The 18,119-nt window shown below is 72.9% G+C and carries 14 protein-coding genes; 13 read left to right on the top strand and 1 reads right to left on the bottom strand.

From position 1 onward, the window contains the following. The first annotated feature begins 72 nt into the window (after positions 1–72). The 12 genes from ACIBG6_RS10895 to ACIBG6_RS10840 all read left to right on the top strand — a co-directional run bounded on the left by ACIBG6_RS10895 (position 73) and on the right by ACIBG6_RS10840 (position 16,402). Positions 73–1,416, top strand: coding sequence for an ABC transporter substrate-binding protein (locus ACIBG6_RS10895; protein WP_399222247.1), 1,344 nt, complete (start codon positions 73–75; stop codon positions 1,414–1,416). 19 nt (positions 1,417–1,435) lie between these two features. After that, complete coding sequence (locus ACIBG6_RS10890; protein WP_399222246.1) at positions 1,436–2,401, top strand: carbohydrate ABC transporter permease; 966 nt, start codon at positions 1,436–1,438, stop codon at positions 2,399–2,401. Positions 2,402–2,404: 3 nt separating this feature from the next. Next, positions 2,405–3,322: a carbohydrate ABC transporter permease gene (locus ACIBG6_RS10885; RefSeq protein ID WP_399222245.1), complete on the top strand. Its 918-nt coding sequence runs from the start codon at positions 2,405–2,407 to the stop codon at positions 3,320–3,322. A gap of 7 nt (positions 3,323–3,329) precedes the next feature. Next, positions 3,330–4,595 (top strand): 6-phospho-beta-glucosidase, encoded by a 1,266-nt coding sequence (locus ACIBG6_RS10880; RefSeq protein ID WP_317595216.1) that lies wholly within the window; start codon positions 3,330–3,332, stop codon positions 4,593–4,595. Next, entirely contained in the window at positions 4,586–5,569 is a 984-nt protein-coding gene (locus tag ACIBG6_RS10875; protein WP_399222244.1) for an N-acetylglucosamine kinase, read from the top strand. Before ACIBG6_RS10880 ends, ACIBG6_RS10875 begins: the two co-directional genes overlap by 10 nt. Positions 5,570–5,822: 253 nt before the next feature. Further along, the gene (locus ACIBG6_RS10870) at positions 5,823–7,253 is read left to right on the top strand and encodes a hypothetical protein (RefSeq protein ID WP_399222243.1); all 1,431 of its coding nucleotides are present in this window, start codon (positions 5,823–5,825) and stop codon (positions 7,251–7,253) included. 11 nt (positions 7,254–7,264) lie between these two features. Then, positions 7,265–8,314, top strand: coding sequence for a glutamate ABC transporter substrate-binding protein (locus tag ACIBG6_RS10865; RefSeq protein WP_399222242.1), 1,050 nt, complete (start codon positions 7,265–7,267; stop codon positions 8,312–8,314). Between the two features lie 55 nt (positions 8,315–8,369). Beyond that, entirely contained in the window at positions 8,370–9,647 is a 1,278-nt protein-coding gene (locus tag ACIBG6_RS10860; RefSeq protein WP_399222241.1) for a hypothetical protein, read from the top strand. Between the two features lie 59 nt (positions 9,648–9,706). After that, positions 9,707–12,217 (top strand): tetratricopeptide repeat protein, encoded by a 2,511-nt coding sequence (locus ACIBG6_RS10855; RefSeq protein WP_399222240.1) that lies wholly within the window; start codon positions 9,707–9,709, stop codon positions 12,215–12,217. Between the two features lie 2 nt (positions 12,218–12,219). Continuing rightward, the gene (locus ACIBG6_RS10850; protein WP_399222239.1) at positions 12,220–13,638 is read left to right on the top strand and encodes a PP2C family serine/threonine-protein phosphatase; all 1,419 of its coding nucleotides are present in this window, start codon (positions 12,220–12,222) and stop codon (positions 13,636–13,638) included. Positions 13,639–13,699: 61 nt separating this feature from the next. After that, positions 13,700–15,034 carry a VWA domain-containing protein gene (locus tag ACIBG6_RS10845; protein ID WP_399222238.1) on the top strand — a complete coding sequence of 445 codons (1,335 nt, stop codon included), beginning with the start codon at positions 13,700–13,702 and terminating at the stop codon, positions 15,032–15,034. Positions 15,035–15,082: 48 nt separating this feature from the next. Continuing rightward, positions 15,083–16,402: an FHA domain-containing protein gene (locus ACIBG6_RS10840; protein WP_399222237.1), complete on the top strand. Its 1,320-nt coding sequence runs from the start codon at positions 15,083–15,085 to the stop codon at positions 16,400–16,402. Here the strand turns inward: ACIBG6_RS10840 and ACIBG6_RS10835 are convergent. Next, entirely contained in the window at positions 16,399–17,373 is a 975-nt protein-coding gene (locus ACIBG6_RS10835; protein WP_399222236.1) for a methyltransferase domain-containing protein, read from the bottom strand. The genes ACIBG6_RS10840 and ACIBG6_RS10835 overlap by 4 nt on opposite strands. 109 nt (positions 17,374–17,482) lie before the next feature. Here ACIBG6_RS10835 and ACIBG6_RS10830 point away from each other — a divergent pair, with 109 nt between their 5' ends. Next, on the top strand, positions 17,483–17,887 hold the full coding sequence (locus ACIBG6_RS10830) for a globin (RefSeq protein ID WP_399222235.1): 405 nt from the start codon (positions 17,483–17,485) through the stop codon (positions 17,885–17,887). Positions 17,888–18,119: the final 232 nt, after the last annotated feature.

The following is an 18,119-nucleotide window of genomic DNA, read 5'->3' as shown; positions in this document are numbered from 1 at the left end:
CTCGCGCCGACCCCCGACCCGCCCCGCCTCTCACCCCATCCCGTAAGCCCTCCGCCACAGGGAGACACCGTCATGCCCGCACGTCCGCGCAGAGCAGCCGCCGCGCTCGCCGCCACCGCCTCGATCGCCCTCTTCGCCTCCGCCTGTACGGGCTCCACCGAGAACAAGGCGAGCGACGACCCGAACGCCAAGACCACGATCACCTTCTGGCACGGCTGGTCGGCGCCCTCCGAGGTCGCGGCGATCAAGAGCAACGTGGCCCGCTTCGAGAAGGCCCACCCGAACATCAAGGTGAAGCTCGTCGGCGACATCGCCGACGACAAGCTCAGCCAGGCACTCCGCGCGGGCGGTTCGAACGGGCCGGACGTGGCCGCCTCCTTCACCACCTCGAACGTCGGCAAGTTCTGCCACACCGGCGCCTTCGCGGACCTGAAGCCCTTCCTGGAGAAGGACAAGGTCGACCTGGACAAGACCTTCTCGAAGGTCCTCCAGGACTACACCCAGTTCGAGGGCAAGCGCTGCACGCTGCCGCTGCTCTCGGACGCCTACGGGCTCTACTACAACAAGGACGCCTTCAAGGCGGCCGGCCTCGACCCCGAGGCCCCGCCGAAGACCTGGTCCGAGTTCGCCAAGGTCGCCAAGACGCTCACCAAGGCCAAGGGCGACAGCTACGAGCAGCTCGGCTTCATGCCGAACTACCTCGGCTACGAGACCGTCCCGAGCCACTACATGTCCCAGTGGAACCACACGTACTTCGACGAGAGCGGCAAGTCGAACCTCGCCAGGGACCCCGGCTTCGCGAAGATGCTGAGCTACCAGAAGTCGCTGGTCGACGGCCTGGGCGGGTTCGCGAAGCTGGACAAGTACCGCACCACCTTCGGCGACGAGTGGGGCGCCAAGCACCCCTTCCACACCGGCCAGGTCGCGATGCAGCTGGACGGCGAGTGGCGGCTGAACTTCCTCAAGGACGCCAAGGCCGACTTCGAGGTCGGCGTCGCGCCCCTGCCGGTCGCGGACGACGAGGTCGCCGAGTACGGCAAGGGCTACCTGTCCGGCACGATCATGGGCATCGCCCCCCAGAGCACGAAGCAGAACGCCGCCTGGGAGCTGGTCAAGTACATGACCATGGACACCGAGGCCGTGGTGAGCTTCGCCAACGACATCGGCAACGTCCCCTCCACCCTGGAGGCCCTGAAGTCCCCGAACCTCAAGGCCGACAAGAACTTCAAGGTCTTCCTGGACATCGCCCAGCACCCCGAGTCCTCCACCTCCGACGGCGCGGTGAACGGCTCCACGTACCAGGACACCTTCCAGGACTTCGCCCAGAAGTACGAGAAGGGCCAGGTCCCGGACCTGAAGAAGGGGCTCGCGGACACCGCGGCCCAGATCGACCGCGACATCGCGCAGGCGAAGTAGGACCAGGGACCGGAACCTCATGTCCACCGACACCCTGCACGAGGGGCGCCGGGCGGCGCTGCGGGCGAAGCGCGTGCGCAACGCGCTTCGCACCGCGGCGTTCATGTCGCCCTGGCTGATCGGCTTCAGCGTCTTCTTCGCGTACCCGCTCGTCTCGACCGTCTACTTCTCCCTGATGAAGTACGACGGGATCAACCCGCCGACCTGGCGGGGCCTGGACAACTGGACGTACGTCTTCTCCGACATGCCGAAGTTCTGGCCGGCGATGCAGAACACCCTCTGGCTCGCGGTCGTCATGGTCGCCTGCCGGGTGGTCTTCGGCCTCGGCGTCGGCCTCCTCATCACCAAGATCAAGACGGGCGCCGGAGTCTTCCGCACCCTCTTCTACCTGCCGTACCTGGCCCCGCCGGTCGCCGCCACGCTGGCCTTCGTCTTCCTGCTCAACCCCGGTACGGGACCGGTCAACTCGTTCCTGGAGGCCGTCGGCGTCCCCGCGCCCTCCTGGTTCAACGACGCCGCCTGGGCCAAGCCCGCGCTGACCGTCCTCGCCGTGTGGGGCGTCGGGGACCTCATGGTCATCTTCATGGCCGCGCTGCTCGACGTACCGAAGGAGCAGTACGAGGCGGCGGAGCTGGACGGGGTCTCGTCCTGGCAGCGTTTCCGCTTCGTCACGCTGCCGAACATCTCGCCGATCGTGCTCTTCGCGGTCGTCACCGGGATCATCGGCGCGATGCAGTACTACACCCAGCCGATCGTGGCCGCGAAGGTCGCCTCGGGGGTGATGGGCGGCTCCGGCCAGACCTTCGAGCCGGGCTATCCGGACGACTCCACGCTGACCCTGCCGCAGCTGGTCTACACCCTCGGCTTCGGCCGCTTCGACTACGGCGCCGCCTGCGTCGTGGCCCTCGTCCTGTTCGCCCTCTCCATGGCCTGCACCGCGCTGCTCATGCGCCGTCGCGGCGGCCTGATCGGCTCGGGTGACTGAACCATGACCACCCCCGTATCCACCCTCGACCGCCCCGCGGGCACGTCGTCCACCGGGAACGCCGGACCGCCCTCCGCCGCCGAGAGGACGGCCCGCCGCAAGGCGCTCCTGCACTGGATCGCCGTCCACTCGCTCGGCATCGCCGCGGCCCTGTTCTTCGTGCTGCCGTTCGTCTTCGTCTTCCTGACGTCCCTGATGAGCGACCAGCAGGCGCTGACCCGCGACCTCACCCCGAACTCCTGGCACTGGGACAACTACGTCCGGGTCTTCGAGTCCGAGGGCTTCCTCACCTGGTGGAGGAACTCGCTGCTCTACGCCGGGCTCGGCACCGCCCTCGTCGTGGTGTCCTCGATCCCCGTGGCGTACGCGCTCGCCAAGTTCCGCTTCCGCGGCCGGCACCTGTCGCTGCTGCTCGTCATCTCGATGATGATGCTGCCGCCGCAGGTCGTGATCATCCCCATGTACCTGTTCTGGGCCAAGCAGATGGACCTCTCCGGCACGCTGTGGCCGCTGATCATCCCGCTGGCCTTCGGCGACGCCTTCGCCATCTTCCTGCTGCGCCAGTTCCTGCTGACGATCCCGAACGAGTACATCGAGGCCGCGCGGATCGACGGCTGCGGCGAGTTCCGCACCCTGATACGCATCGTGCTGCCGATGGCCAGGCCCGGCATCGCCGCCGTCGCCCTGTTCCAGTTCTTCTACTGCTGGAACGACTACTTCGGGCCGCAGATCTACGCCTCCGAGAACCCCGGGGCCTGGACGCTGAGTTACGGCCTGGAGTCCTTCAAGGGCGCGCACCACACCGACTGGAATCTGACCATGGCCGCGACCGTCCTGGTCATGGCCCCTGTGATCCTCGTCTTCTTCTTCGCCCAGAAGGCGTTCGTCGAGGGAGTCACACTGACCGGAGTGAAGGGCTGAATCACACATGAAGCTCGCTGTCGTGGGGGGCGGCTCCACCTACACCCCCGAACTGATCGACGGATTCGCGCGGTTGCGCGACACCCTGCCCATCACCGAACTCGTCCTCGTCGACCCGGCCGCCGAGCGGCTCGAACTCGTCGGCGGGCTCGCCCGGCGCATCTTCGCCAAGCAGGGCCACACCGGGAAGATCGTCACCACCTCCGACCTGGACGCCGGCGTCGAGGGCGCCGACGCCGTCCTGCTCCAGCTGCGGGTCGGCGGGCAGGCCGCCCGGAACCAGGACGAGACCTGGCCGCTGGAGTGCGGCTGCGTCGGCCAGGAGACCACCGGCGCCGGCGGCCTCGCCAAGGCGCTGCGGACCGTCCCGGTGGTCCTGGACATCGCCGAGCGCGTCCGGCGCACCAACCCGGACGCCTGGATCATCGACTTCACCAACCCCGTCGGCATCGTCACGCGCGCGCTGCTCCAGGCCGGGCACAAGGCCGTCGGCCTGTGCAACGTGGCCATCGGCTTCCAGCGGAAGTTCGCGAAGCTCCTCGACGTGGCCCCGTCCGCGATCCACCTCGACCACGTCGGGCTCAACCACCTGACGTGGGAGACGGGCGTACGGCTCGGCGGTCCCGACGGCGAGAACGTGCTGCCGCGGCTGCTCGCCGAGCACGGCGACACCATCGCCGGCGACCTGCACCTGCCGCGCCTGGTCATGGACCGCTTCGGCGTCGTCCCCTCGTACTACCTGCGGTACTTCTACGCGCACGACGAGGTGGTGCGCGAGCTCGGCACCAAGCCCTCGCGGGCCGCCGAGGTCGCGGCGATGGAGAAGGAACTCCTGGAGATGTACGGGGATCCGGCGCTCGACGAGAAGCCGGCGCTGCTCGGCAAGCGCGGCGGCGCCTTCTACTCGGAGGCGGCCGTGGACCTGGCCGCCTCCCTGCTGGGCGGCGGGGGTTCGCCGTACCAGGTGGTGAACACGTACAACAACGGCACGCTGCCGTTCCTGCCGGACGACGCCGTCATCGAGACGCAGGCGGCGGTGGGCCGGGACGGTGCGGCGCCGCTGCCGGTCGCGCCCGTGGACCCGCTGTACGCCGGGCTGATCGCGAACGTCACGGCCTACGAGGACCTGGCCCTGGAGGCCGCGCTGCGCGGTGGCCGCGACCGGGTGTTCAAGGCGCTGCTCGCGCACCCGCTGGTCGGGCAGTACGCGTACGCCGAGGGCCTCACGGACCGGCTGCTCGCGCACAACCGGGAGCACCTCGCGTGGGCCTGACCGGAACGCTGCTGGCCATCGACGCCGGCAACAGCAAGACCGACGTCGCCGTCGTCGCCGAGGACGGCACGGTCCTCGGCGCGGCGCGCGGCGGCGGCTTCCAGCCCCCGCTGGTGGGGGTGAAGGCGGCGGTCGACGCGCTCGCGGAGATCGTCGGGCGGGCGTGGGAAGGAGCCCGAGGCACCGGCCTTCCGCCGTCCTTCGCGCACGTCGCGGCCTGTCTCGCGAACGCCGATCTGCCCGTCGAGGAGGCCGAGTTGCTGGCCGCGCTGGTGGCCCGTGGCTGGAGCCGGTCCGTGCGGGTGCACAACGACACCTTCGCCATCCTGCGGGCCGGTCTCGACGAGCCGCGGGGCGTGGCGGTGGTGTGCGGCGCGGGGATCAACTGTGTCGGCATGACGCCGGACGGGCGGACCGCGCGCTTCCCCGCGATCGGCAAGATCTCCGGGGACTGGGGCGGCGGCAGCGCCATGGCCGAGGAGGCGCTCTGGTTCGCGGCGCGTGCCGAGGACGGGCGCGGCGAGCCGACCGAGCTGGCGCACGCGCTGCCCGCGCACTTCGGTCTGGAGACGATGTACGCGCTGATCGAGGCGCTGCACCTGGGCCGGATCCCGTTCGAGCGGCGGCACGAGCTGACGCCGGTGCTGTTCCGGGTGAGCGCGGCGGGCGACCCGGTCGCGCTGGCGCTCGTGCACCGGCTGGCCGAGGAGGTCGCCGCCCTGTCGGCGGTGGCGCTCGGGCGGCTCGGGCTGCTCGACGAGGAGGCTCCGGTGATGCTCGGCGGCAGTGTCCTCGCCGCGCGTCATCCGCAGTTGGAGGACCGGATCGTCGAACTCCTCGGCGTCCGGGCGCCCAAGGCGACGATCGGCTTCGTCACCGCGCCGCCGGTCCTCGGGGCCGGGCTCCTCGCCTTGGACGAGGTGGCGGCGGCTCCGGCGGCGGCCGCCCGGCTGCGGGAGCACTACGGGGCCTGAGGGGCGTGAGTGCGGGGCGGTTCTTCTCTCCGAAGAGGCGCCCCGCACGCATGTTCACTCCTTCGAGCGATGTCCGAAAGGGAACCGATCGCCGCCGGGGGACGTATTCAAGGTGAGGGGGTTCACCTGCGGATGTGCCGGGGGCATGAGGCACGATAAGAACAAGATCGCGTCAATCCCGGTGTGCGGGCAGGCCTCTGAGGCCATACTGCTGGCCGGACGGACCGACGTCAGCGACCCAGGGGGAGGTCAAGTGACATACCCGCCGAACGCGCCCGCCGCCCCGGCGACGGCGCAGGCCACGCCGCCCGCACCGGCGCGCCCGGGCACGGTGCCGGCGCAGCCGTCGGCCGCGCCCGCCGGCGGCCCTCCCGCGGGGCGCGGGGCCTGGGCCGTGGGGCGCGAGCGACTCCGTGAGGCCGCGACGACCGAGCCCGGCCGTCTCCAGATCCTCGGGGCCGTACTCGCGCTGCTCGTCGTCGCGTTCGGGGCGGTCACCGCCCTCGAAGTCACCGACCGCGGCTCCTCCGCCGACGACGTGGTCAGCCGCAGCCAGCCGCTGAGCGCCGACGCCGCCGCCGTCTACCGCTCCCTCGCCGACGCGGACACGACCGCCGCCAGCGGCTTCCTCGCGGGCACCCTGGAGCCCGCGGAGTCCCGCGAGCGGTACGACGAGGACATCGCCACCGCGGCCCGGCTCCTCGTGAAGGCCGCGGCGAACACCGAGGTCTCGAGCGCGTCGGCCCGCGAGATCACCACGCTCAACGAACAGCTGCCGCGCTACACGGGCCTGATAGAGCGCGCCCGGGCCGCCAACCGGCAGGGCCTGCCGCTCGGCGGGGCCTATCTGCGGTACGCGAACCAGCAGATGACCACCGAGCTGCTGCCCGCCGCCGAGCGGCTGTACGCGGCGGAGACCCGTCGGCTCCACGAGGACGACGACTCCGCCCGCACCTGGCCCTTCCTGTCGCTCGCGCTCGGCCTGGTGGCCCTCGCCGCGCTGGCCTGGGCGCAGCGCCGCAACTACGCCCGCACCCACCGGGTGTTCAACCAGGGCCTCCTCGCCGCCACCGCCGCCTCGCTGGTCGTCCTGGTCTGGCTCCTCGCCGCGCACACCGTCGTGCGGGCCGAGCTGAACGCCGCCCGGGCACACGGGCAGGAGTCCCTCCAGCTCCTCAACGAGGCCCGGATCAGCTCGCTCACGGCCCGCGCCAACGAGAACCTCACCCTGGTCGCCCGGGGCGCCGTCCTCACGGAGGACGGCAAGAACGACAAGTACGAGGCGGACTACGCGGCGAGCATGACCGCCCTGACGACCGCGCTCGCCTCGGCGAGGGAGCTCGCCGACGACGACGCCGGGCGCTCCCCGGTGGACGAGGCGGCGTCGCGTACCGGCGAGTGGCAGAAGCGCCACAAGGCGGCCCGCGCCGAGGACGAGGGCGGAAACTTCGAGGGCGCGCTGAGCCTGATCGTCGGCGCCAAGGAGACGACGGGCCAGTCCTTCGACCAGGTCGACGCGGCCCTGGAGCGGGCCCTCGCCCACGAGCAGGCCGAGTTCACCCGCTCCGCCGACGACGCCAGGGGCGCGCTGACGGCGCTGCCGCTGGGCGCGGCGGCGCTCGGGATCCTGGGCGCGGCCGGCGCCGTGCTCGGTATCAACCGCAGACTGTCGGAGTACCGGTGAGAGGGGGCGGGATGCCGAACGGCACGGACCCGCTGGTGCGGCGGGCCGCACAGCGGCTGCGTGGCTGGGGCGGGGTCGCCGCCATGGCCGTGGCCTGCGGGCTCACCGCCTCGCTGACGCTGCTGCCGCTGGCACACGACGGGAGCGGCGCCGAGGCCGTGCCCGGGACGACCGGTCCCGGCCCCGGTGTGGGCACCGGGGTGCAGGTCGGCGTCCAGGCCGCGGCCGACACCTGTGAGAACCCGGAGGCATCGCTCCGGCCCGACGCGGTGGACGGTCCCTCGATCCAGGCGATCAAGGCGCGCGGGAAGCTCGTCGTCGGCGTCGACCAGTCCAGCTACCGCTGGGGCTACCGGAACCCGGAGAACCGCGCGCTGGAGGGCTTCGACATCGATCTGGCCCGGGCCATCGCACGGGACATCCTCGGCGACGACAAGGCCGTGATCTTCCGGGCGATCCCGACGAACCAGCGGATCGCCGCCCTGGACAGCGGCAAGGTCGACCTCGTCGTGCGCACGATGACGATCAACTGCAAGCGGATCCAGCAGGTCGCCTTCTCCACCGCCTACTTCCAGGCCGGGCAGCAGGTCCTCGCGGCCAAGCTCGACCACGGCATCACCGGCTACGACTCCTCGCTGCGCGGCAAGCGGATCTGCACCGCCGAGGGGTCCACGGCCTACGAGGAGCTGGAGAAGAACTCGTTCGGCGCGGTCTTCAAGGACGAGGCCGACGGCACGAAGGACGACAAGGACCTGCTGACCGTCCCCAACCAGCTGGACTGTCTGGCCAGGCTCCAGCTCGGCGAGGTCGACGCGGTCGTCACCGACAACGCGCTCGCGGCCGGCCAGGCCGCCCAGGACCCGGCGGTCGAACTGAAGGGCAAGCCGTTCACCACGGAGTACTACGGGGTGGCCGCGAAGCTGGGGAACGACGACCTGGTCCGCCGGGTCAACAAGGTCCTCGTGGACTACCGGAACGGGCCCTGGAAGCAGGCGTACGACCACTGGCTCAAGGCGGACCTGCCCGGGATATCCGGGCCGCCCGAACCCGTGTACAAGTGACCCGGCCGGCAGCCCCCGCGAGCAGCCGCTGGACACGCGGCGGAAGAGGTGATCGATGGGCGTCACGGGACCTCCCGGTCCGGTGATGGACCGGGACGAGGCGGACCGTGCGCTGGCACGGCTCGGTGCCGAGCACAAGGCGATCGAGGACTCGCTCCTCGCCCTCCAGGACCACGCGGGCCGCAGGCTGCTCGAAGGGGCCGCGCTGACCGGCACGACCCGGGACCGCTGGGCGGCAGCCGAGCGGACCATCACCCTGCTCTGGACCTGCTTCGACGTGTACACGGGCGCCCTGCGCGACGCCCGTGGAATACGGACGCGGCGGCGCTGGCCCGGCCGGGACGAGCTCGTGGAGCTGACCGACCGGCTGCGCGGCGAGAGCGTCCTCGTCGCGGGCGGGGCGGGCGAACAGGGCCTGCTCTCCGAGCGGTTCACGCTCGAAGGGCTCGTCCGCCGGATGAACGAGCTGTACGCCTCCTCGCTCGACGTGGTGGTCACCGCCGACGCCGTCTGGTCGGCGCTGCCCGCCCGGATAGACCTGCTCGCCGCGGAGCTGGGCCGGACGCGCTCGCTCGCGCACTCGGTCGGCGTGCGGCCCGGGGAGCACCCGGCCGGTGACGAGCTGGAGGACATCACGGCCGAGCTGACCGCGCTGCGCTCGCAGGTCGTGACCGATCCGCTCGCCTTCTGGCGGCCCGCCGCGGGCAGTTCGGCGCCCGGCGGAGGGCGGCCGGACACCGCGCGGTACGACCGGGCGGCCCTGGCTCTGGAGGACATCCGGCGCGAGATCGAGGCGGTCCTCGCGGTCCGGCAGGACTCCGAGGACCGGCTGCTGCGGCTGCGGGACGTGCTGTCCCGCGCGGACCGGACGCTCACCGAGGCGCGGTCGGCGCGCGGCGAGGTCCTCGCGAAGATCGCCGCCTCCGAGGTGCCGGCCGTCAGTGGGCCGCCGACGGCGCTCCAGGAGCGGCTCGCGGCCGCCGCGGAGTACCGCAGGCACCAGCAGTGGCACCGGCTCTCCCCGCTCCTGGAGTCCCTGGAGCGGGAGGCGGAGGACGAGTTGATGCGGGCCCGGGAGTCGCTGACCGCGGTCACGGCGCCGCTCGCGGTCCGGGCGGAGCTGCGCGGCCGGCTCGACGCGTACAAGGCGAAGGTGGCGCGGCTGGGGGCGGCGGAGGATCCGCTGCTCATCGAGCGGTACGACGCGGCACGCCGGATGCTGTGGAGCGCGCCCTGCGACCTGCGGGTCGCGGAGCAGGCCGTGCTGCGCTATCAGCAGGCCGCGGCGGACGTACTGTCCGGCCCGAGAGATGCCGGAGGACGACAGTGGTGAGCGGGGAGACGGGTGTGGGGAGCTGTCAGCGTCCCTCGTGCGAGGGTTCGTACGAGGACATGGGAGCCGGCGAGCTGTACTGCGACACCTGCGGGCTCGCCCCGGTCGTCGCGCCCGGCGGGCTGATCGGTTCGACGCCGACCGGCATGGCCGTACCCGGCAGAGGAGCCGGTACGGGCGGTATCGGCGGGCCCGATTCGAGCTCCTCGCGGAGCTCGCGGGCGTCCTCGCGCGCCTCGTCGCGTTCGTCCCGCTCGTCGACGTCCCGCCGTTCGGTCTCCGGCCGTCTCTCGCGCTCGCTCTCCGGTGCCTCCGGGGGCCGCTCGGTGTCGGTGCGCAGCTCGGGCACGTCGACCGGGCAGTCCGCCCGGAACCGGCTGGGCGCGGGCCTGGTGACGATCCCGGAGGTGCCGCGTCCCGACCCGCGGGGCGCGGTGATGGAGAACCCGGAGGTGCCGGAGCGGAAGCGTTTCTGCTCCCGTTCCGACTGCGGTGCGCAGGTGGGCCGTTCGCGCGGTGACCGGCCGGGCCGTACGGAGGGCTTCTGCACCAAGTGCGGGCACCCGTACTCCTTCGTGCCGAAGCTGACCGGCGGGGACATCGTCCACGGCCAGTACGAGGTCGCGGGCTGCCTCGCGCACGGCGGTCTCGGCTGGGTCTACCTCGCCGTCGACCGGGCGGTCTCCGACCGGTGGGTGGTGCTCAAGGGCCTGCTCGACACCGGCGACCAGGACGCGATGGCCGCGGCCATCTCGGAGCGCCGCTTCCTCGCCGAGATCGAGCACTCCAACATCGTCCGGATCTACAACTTCGTCGAGCACCTCGACCAGCGCACCGGCTCCATGGACGGCTACATCGTCATGGAGTACGTCGGCGGCAAGTCGCTCAAGGAGATCGCCAACGACCGGCGGACCCCGGACGGCCGGCGCGACCCGCTGCCGGTGGAGCAGGCCTGCGCGTACGGGATCGAGGCCCTGGAGGCACTCGGCCATCTGCACAGCCGGAACCTGTTGTACTGCGACTTCAAGGTCGACAACGCCATCCAGAGCGAGGACCAGCTGAAGCTCATCGACATGGGCGCGGTCCGACGGATGGACGACGACGAGTCGGCGATCTACGGCACGGTCGGCTACCAGGCGCCGGAGGTGGCCGAGGTCGGCCCGTCGGTGGCCAGTGACCTGTACACGGTGGCGCGGACGCTGGCCGTGATGACGTTCGACTTCCAGGGCTACACGAACGTGTTCGTGGACTCGCTGCCCGACCCGGAGCACATCGCGGTCTTCCGGACGTACGAGTCGTTCTACCGCCTCCTGATCCGCGCCACGGATCCGGACCCGGCGCGGCGGTTCTCCTCCGCGCAGGAGATGGCGGAGCAGCTGACGGGCGTCCTGCGGGAGGTGGTGGCGGTCCAGTCGGGGCGTCCGCGTCCCGCGCTCTCGACGCTGTTCGGCACGGAGGTCCGGGTGACGGACACCGCGCTGTTCGCCGAACTGACGGAGGACGTGTCGCTGCTCGGGGCCCGGAAGGGTGCCGGGAGGCGGGGCGGTGAGCGAAAGACTCTTCCGGCTACGGGTACGGCTCCGGGTACGGCTCCGGCCGTGGCCGGGCCCGGGGGCGCCGCCGGGCCCGGGCTCGGGTGGTTGCTCGCGGTGGTCGACGCGTCCGCCACCGGGCTCGCGCTGCCCGTGCCGCGCGTCGACACGGGCGACCCGAACGCCGGGTTCCTCGCCGGTCTGCTGGCCGCCGCCCCCGCCGAACTGCTCGGCGCGCTCCAGGCCGCGCCCGCTCCCTCCACCGAACTGCGGCTGCGCACGCTGCGGGCCCACCTGGAGCTGGGCGACGCGCCCACCGCCGTACGGACCCTCGCGGCGCTGGAGGAGCGGGACCCGGACGACTGGCGGGTGGTCTGGTACCGGGGCGTGACCTCGCTGGTGACCGGGGACCACGAGCACGCGGCGCTCGCCTTCGACGCGATCTACGACGCCTTCCCCGGAGAGCCGGCGCCGAAGCTGGCGCTCGGGATCTGCGCCGAGGTCCTCGGCCAGCTGGACAACGCCGCGGAGTACTACCGGCTCGTGTGGGCCACCGACCCGAGCTTCGTCAGCGCGGCCTTCGGGCTCGCCCGCGTGCAGCTCGCGGCGGGCGACCGCGCCGGAGCCGTACGGACCCTGGAGTCCGTGCCGGAGGCCTCGATCCACTACACGGCGGCCCGGGTCGCGGCCGTGCGGGCGCGGCTCCGGCGGCGCCCGGCGCACGAGCCGCTCGGCGCCGAACTGACGGCCGCCGCGGCGCAGGTCTCCGCGCTCCAGGGCTTCGGTCTCGACGCGGTCCGCCGGGAGCAGTTGTCGACGGAGGTCCTCGGGACGGCCCTCGACTGGGTACTCTCCGGGAGTCCCGGTGCGGCACCGGGCGGCGGTGCGCTGCTGCTCGGGAGTGAACTGGACGAGCGCGGACTGCGCTTCGGCCTCGAACGCTCGTACCGGGCGCTCGCCCGGCTCGCCCAGCGGGGCGAGGAGAGGATCGAACTGGTGGAGCGGGCCAACCGCTTCCGCCCCCGGACGTGGGTGTGAGGATGTCCCAGAAGCCGAAGCCGAAGCCGTCGCACGGACTCGCCGCCTGCCCGGGCTGCGCGGAGCCGCTGGACTCGGGTGACCGGTTCTGCGGGGCGTGCGGCTACGACCTGACGGCCGTCCCGGCGGCCGAGGCGGAGCCGGACCGCCCGACCGTGGCGATCGTCGCCCCCGTCGACTGGCCGGCCGCCCCGCCCCGGGAGGCCGGTTCGCTCTCGACGGCGACCCAGCACCCCGGCGACCTGCCGGGCACCGACTCCGGCGGCCGTGACCTGCCCACCATGGCGGTCCGCACGGACGGCCCGGTGCCGGCGGGCACGCCCGCGCCGGGCGGGGACTTCGAGCTCGCCGCCCCCGACCCCCGTACCGCGGTGCAGGTGGACCCGCCCCAGGCCCAGGCCCAGACTCAGGCACAGACACAGGCCCAGGCCCAGGCCGCACAGCCGCCGGTGCCCGCTCAACCGCCCGCGACCCCGCCCTCCCCCGCCCCCGACTCGGCCGCGGCGGCGTTGTGCGTGGCCTGCCGGGCCGGACGGGTGGACACCGACGGGTACTGCGAGAACTGCGGGCACGCGCAGCCGCGCGAGCGGGACCACATGGAGCAGGAGCTCGACACCGTCGCCGCGGTCAGCGACCGGGGCCTGCGCCACCACCGCAACGAGGACGCGTTCGCCGTCTCGGCGACCACCCTCCCCGACGGCTCCCCCGCCACGTTCGCGATCGTCTGCGACGGCGTCTCCTCGGCGACCCGCCCCGACGAGGCCTCCGCCGCCGCGGCGCGGGCGGCCGGCGCGGCGCTGCTCGCCGCGCTGCCCCGCGGCATCCACCCGCAGCAGGCGATGCACGAGGCGATCGTCGCCGCCGCCGAGGCCGTCAACTCCCTCGCGGAGGAGCCCGGCCCGGACGGGGCCGAGCACGACCCCCACCGGAACTCGCCGGCCTGCACGATCGTCGGCTCCGTCGTCGCCGACGGCCTGCTCGTCGTCGGCTGGGTCGGGGACAGCCGCGTCTACTGGGTGCCGGACGACCGCACCACCCCGTCCGCGCGGCTCACCGAGGACGACTCGTGGGCCGCCCAGATGGTCGCGGCGGGCCTGATGAACGAGGCCGAGGCGTACGCGGACGAGCGCGCCCACGCGATCACCGGCTGGCTGGGCGCCGACGCGTACGAACTGGACCCGCACACCGCCGCGTTCAAGCCGGACCGCTCCGGGGTGGTCGTGGTCTGCACCGACGGCCTCTGGAACTACGCGGAGGGCGCCGAGGACATGGCGAGGGTCGTCCCGCCGGACGCGGCGGGCCGCTCGCTGGCCGCCGCGCAGGCCCTGGTCGGCCACGCCCTCGACGGCGGAGGCCACGACAACATCACGGTGGCGCTGCTGCCGTTCACCGTCGCTCTCCCAGGGGCAGGATCCGCCTGAGCGGCCGCCGGTCCCCCTGTCACCTCACTCTTCCCCGTCGTCGCCCGAGGAGCCGAAACAGATGGCGAACTTCTCCAAGCCGACCGCGCCGCAGTTCTCCGTGGACGTGTACCAGAACGAGTTCCTGCCGGAGGGCGGCCGCGAGGTCAGCGCCATCGTCACGGTCACGTCGACCGGGGGCGGCACCAGCGGCGCGACCGGCGTCGCCGGGTACGCGGACGGCGGCGGGGCCGGCGTGGTGATCATGGTCGACTGCTCCGGCTCGATGGACTACCCCGCCACCAAGATGCGCGGCGCCCGCGAGGCGACCGCCGCCGCCGTCGACACCCTGCGCGACGGCACCTCGTTCGCCGTCGTCGCCGGTACGCACGTGGCGAAGGAGGTCTACCCGGGGAACGGCCGCCTGGCCGTCGCGGACGCCCGGACCCGGGCCGAGGCCAAGCAGGCGCTGCGAAGCCTGTCGGCCGGTGGCGGCACGGCGATCGGCACCTGGCTGCGCCTCGCGGACCGGCTGCTCTCCTCCGCCGGACTCACCATCCGGCACGGCATCCTGCTCACCGACGGCCGCAACGAACACGAGGCGCCCGAGGAGCTGCGAGCCGCGCTGGACGCCTGCGCGGGCCGGTTCACCTGTGACGCGCGCGGGGTCGGCACCGACTGGGAGGTCAAGGAGGTCACCGCGATCGCCTCGGCGCTCCTCGGCACGGCCGACATCGTCGCCGACCCGGCCGGCCTCGCCGCCGACTTCACGGCGATGATGGAGCAGGCGATGGGCAAGGGCGTGGCGGACGTCGTGCTGCGCCTGTGGACGCCGGTCGGGGTGGAGATCGGATACGTGAAGCAGGTCGCGCCGACGGTCGAGGACCTGACCGGCCGGCGCACCGAGGCCGGACCGCGCGCCGGGGACTACCCGACGGGTTCGTGGGGCGACGAGTCCCGCGACTACCACGTGAGCGTGCGCGTCCCGCAGGCCGCGATCGGCCGGGAGATGCTCGCCGCCCGGGTCTCCCTGATCGCCCTGGACCCGGCGGGCGGCGACCCCCGGCCGCTGTCTCAAGGACTGGTACGGGCGGTGTGGACGGACGACCTGGCGATGTCCACGTCGATCAATCCGCAGGTCGCGCACTACACCGGGCAGGCGGAGCTCGCGGACGTCATCCAGCAGGGTCTCGATGCCCGCAAATCGGGCGATCGCGACGGCGCGACGGCGAAATTGGGCCGCGCGGTGCAGCTCGCGGCGGCCTCCGGCAACGCGGATACGGCGAAACTCCTTTCGAAGGTGGTCGACGTCGTCGACGCGGCGACGGGTACTGTGCGTTTGAAGGCGAAGGTCGCGGAAGCGGACGAGATGACACTCGAGACCCGCTCCACCAAGACCGTTCGCGTCAAGAGGTAGAGGCAGCCCGGCCCGCCGGGCCGGACGACGAGAGGGGGAAGCACCGACATGCCGACCTGCCCGAACGGACACCAGTCGGTCTCCGACGACTGGTGCGAGGTCTGCGGCCATCGCATGGCCGGGGCGGGCGCGCCTGCGGGTGCCGTTCCGCCGCCTCCCCCGCCGCCGCCCGCTTACGGATACCCGGGTCCCGGCGGCCCCGGCCAGCCCCCGATGGGCCCGCCGCCCGGCGCACCCGGCGGCCACGGCGCTCCCGGTGGGCCCGGTGCTCCCGGCGGCTTCGGTCACGGGGGCGACCCGAACGCGACCGCGCAGGCGGAGCTCTGCCCGCAGTGCCGTACCCCGCGTGAGCACATGGCGCCCTTCTGCGAGGAGTGCCGCTGGAACTTCCTCACGAACACGGCGACCTCCTACACGCCGCTGGCTCCGCAGCAGTCCGGGCCGCCGCCCGGTCTGAACCTGCCGCCCGGCTTCCAGTCCCCGCCGCCGCCCCCGCCGCAGCAGCAGCCCCAGCAGCCGCCTCAGCAGGATCCCTTCGGGTATCAGGGCTCGCGCCCCTCCCAGGTGAACCGCCCGGCCGAGCCGCTGGGCGCCGAGCCCACGCACCACCAGGCCCCACCGCAGCGCCCGCCGGCGCAGCAGCCGCCCATGCAGCAGCCGATGCAGCCGCCCGTACAGCAGCAGGCGCCGCCCGCGTACCTCCAGGCACCGCCGCCGCAGGCGCCGGTCCAGGCGCCGGTCCCGCCCGCGCCGCCGCAGCCGCGCGCGGACGACGACTGGGTCCTGTCGCCGCCGTCGCAGCCGCAGCCCCCGCAGCACCAGGCCCCGCCGCCGCCCCCGCAGCAGCAGCATCAGCAGTTCCAGCACCAGGCTCCGCCGCCGCAGCAACACCACCAGCAACAGCAGCAGCAGCAGCAGCAGCAGCAGCAGCAGCAGTTCCAGCATGAACCGCCGCGGCCGCCCCTGGGCTGGACCGCGGTCATCGGTCCGGACCGCGAGTACTTCATGGCGATGATGCACCGCAGCGGCCCGGAGGCCACGGGCCTCAACCTGCCCGCGTACTCGCCGGACAAGCACCTGCCGCTCCAGGGCAACCAGATCTCCATCGGCCGCCGCCGGCACTCCACCGGCGAGTCCCCCGACATCGACCTGTCGGTGCCGCCGGAGGACCCGGGCGTCTCGCACCAGCACGCCGTGCTCGTGCAGCAGCCGGACGGTTCGTGGGCGGTGGTGGACCAGAACTCCACCAACGGCACCACGATCAACGGCGGCGAGGAGCCGATCCAGCCCTACGTCCCCGTCCAGCTCCAGGAGGGCGACCGCGTGCACGTCGGCGCCTGGACGACGATCACGATCCGCCGCGGCTAGCCGGCGGACGGCAGAGGCCAGGCGTACGGCCCTCCGGGCTCGTCCAGCCAGGCCCACTGCCGGTCGCCGCTGACCGTCACCCCGAAGCGCTCCCGCTCCGGCCGCCCCTCGCGCAGCCAGAGCGAGAGCGCTTCGCGTCTGTCCAGGGCTTCGGCGACGAGGCCGCACAGGAAGCGGAAGCGTTCGTCCCCGGCGGGTCCGTGGCGCGGGCTCCGACCCTCCGGGGCGTGGGCGGCGACGCCCCGCAGCGCCACGAAGTACGCCGACGTCTCCAGGAACCGCCCCTCCGCGTGGGTGCCGTCGCGCACCCGCAGCAGGAGCAGCCCGGTGGAGAGCGGGGTGAGGACCAGGGCGCCGGGCCGGCACTGGGCGAGCCAGGGGTACGGGACGGCGGGCACCGCGCAGGTCGCGACGATCCGGTCGTAGGGGGCGTGGTCGGGGCAGCCCCGGGCGCCGTCGGCGGCGAGCACCGAAGGCCGGTACCCGGCGGTGGCGAGGTGGGTCCGGGCGGACTCGGCGATCTCCTCGTCGAGGTCGACGGTGGTGACGTGCCGGTCGCCGAGCCGGTGGCAGAGCAGGGCCGCGTGGTAGCCGGTCCCGGCGCCGATCTCCAGGACGTCGTGGCCGTCGCGCACGTCCAGGGCCTGGAGCATGAGGGCCATCAGGGAGGGCTGGCTGGCGGAGGAGACCAGCTCCCCGTCGCGTACGCGGGTGGCGATCGCCGTGTCGGCGTAGGTGCCGCGCAGCCAGCGCTCCCGACGCACGGGGTCGGGGTCGCCGGCCCAGAGCCGCTCGTAGCCGCCGGTCCCGGAGACGTAGAAGTACGGGACGAAGAGATGGCGCGGGACCTCGGCGAAGGCGGCCCGCCAGGCGGGGTCGGACAGCGCGCCGTCCGCCTCGATCCGTCGCACGAGCGCCAGCCGCTCCCGCGCGCCGGCCCCGGCGAACTCACCCCACACCTCTCCGCCCATGCCTCCACTCTCCCGCCCCAGGGGCCTCCGGGCGACCGCCCGTACGGGTACGGGTACGGGCGGTCCTAGGCTTCCGGTCCTCGGCCCGGCCATCTGAGACGATGGAACGGTGAACGAGATTCCCGGGGAAACGACGCAGGAGCAGACCTTCTACGAGCAGGTCGGCGGCGAGAAGACCTTCCGCCGCCTGGTCCACCGCTTCTACGAGGGCGTCGCGGAGGACCCGCTGCTGCGCCCGATGTACCCCGAGGAGGACCTCGGCCCGGCGGAGGAGCGCCTCGTGCTCTTCCTGATGCAGTACTGGGGCGGTCCCCGCACCTACAGCGACCACCGCGGCCACCCCCGCCTCCGCATGCGCCACGCCCCGTTCACGGTGAACCAGGAGGCCCACGACGCCTGGCTCCGCCACATGCGCGCCGCCCTGGACGACCTCGCGCTCGCCCCCGAGCACGAGGCGGAACTGTGGCGCTACCTCACCTACGCGGCAGCCTCCATGGTGAACACCGCCGGCTGACGCTCCCTCAACCCTCCCTCGCCCCTCCCTCACCCCGTCCCACCTCATTCACCGCGACACCACCCCCTGGACGGACACATTCCGGAGACGGAACGCCGAATAACGGTCACGATCGCATCAAGGTCGGTCCGTAAGCGGTTTCCACCGGCACCTGCACTCTGAAAGCATCCGAGGGAAGTCCGGGGGGACTCGATGGACTTTCGGAGAACTTTCGGCGGCGTTCGGCGCGCGC

The sequence above is a fragment of the Streptomyces sp. NPDC050842 genome (assembly GCF_044456565.1).
Lineage (GTDB): Bacteria > Actinomycetota > Actinomycetes > Streptomycetales > Streptomycetaceae > Streptomyces.
This window is presented reverse-complemented; position numbering and strand designations above follow the sequence as displayed.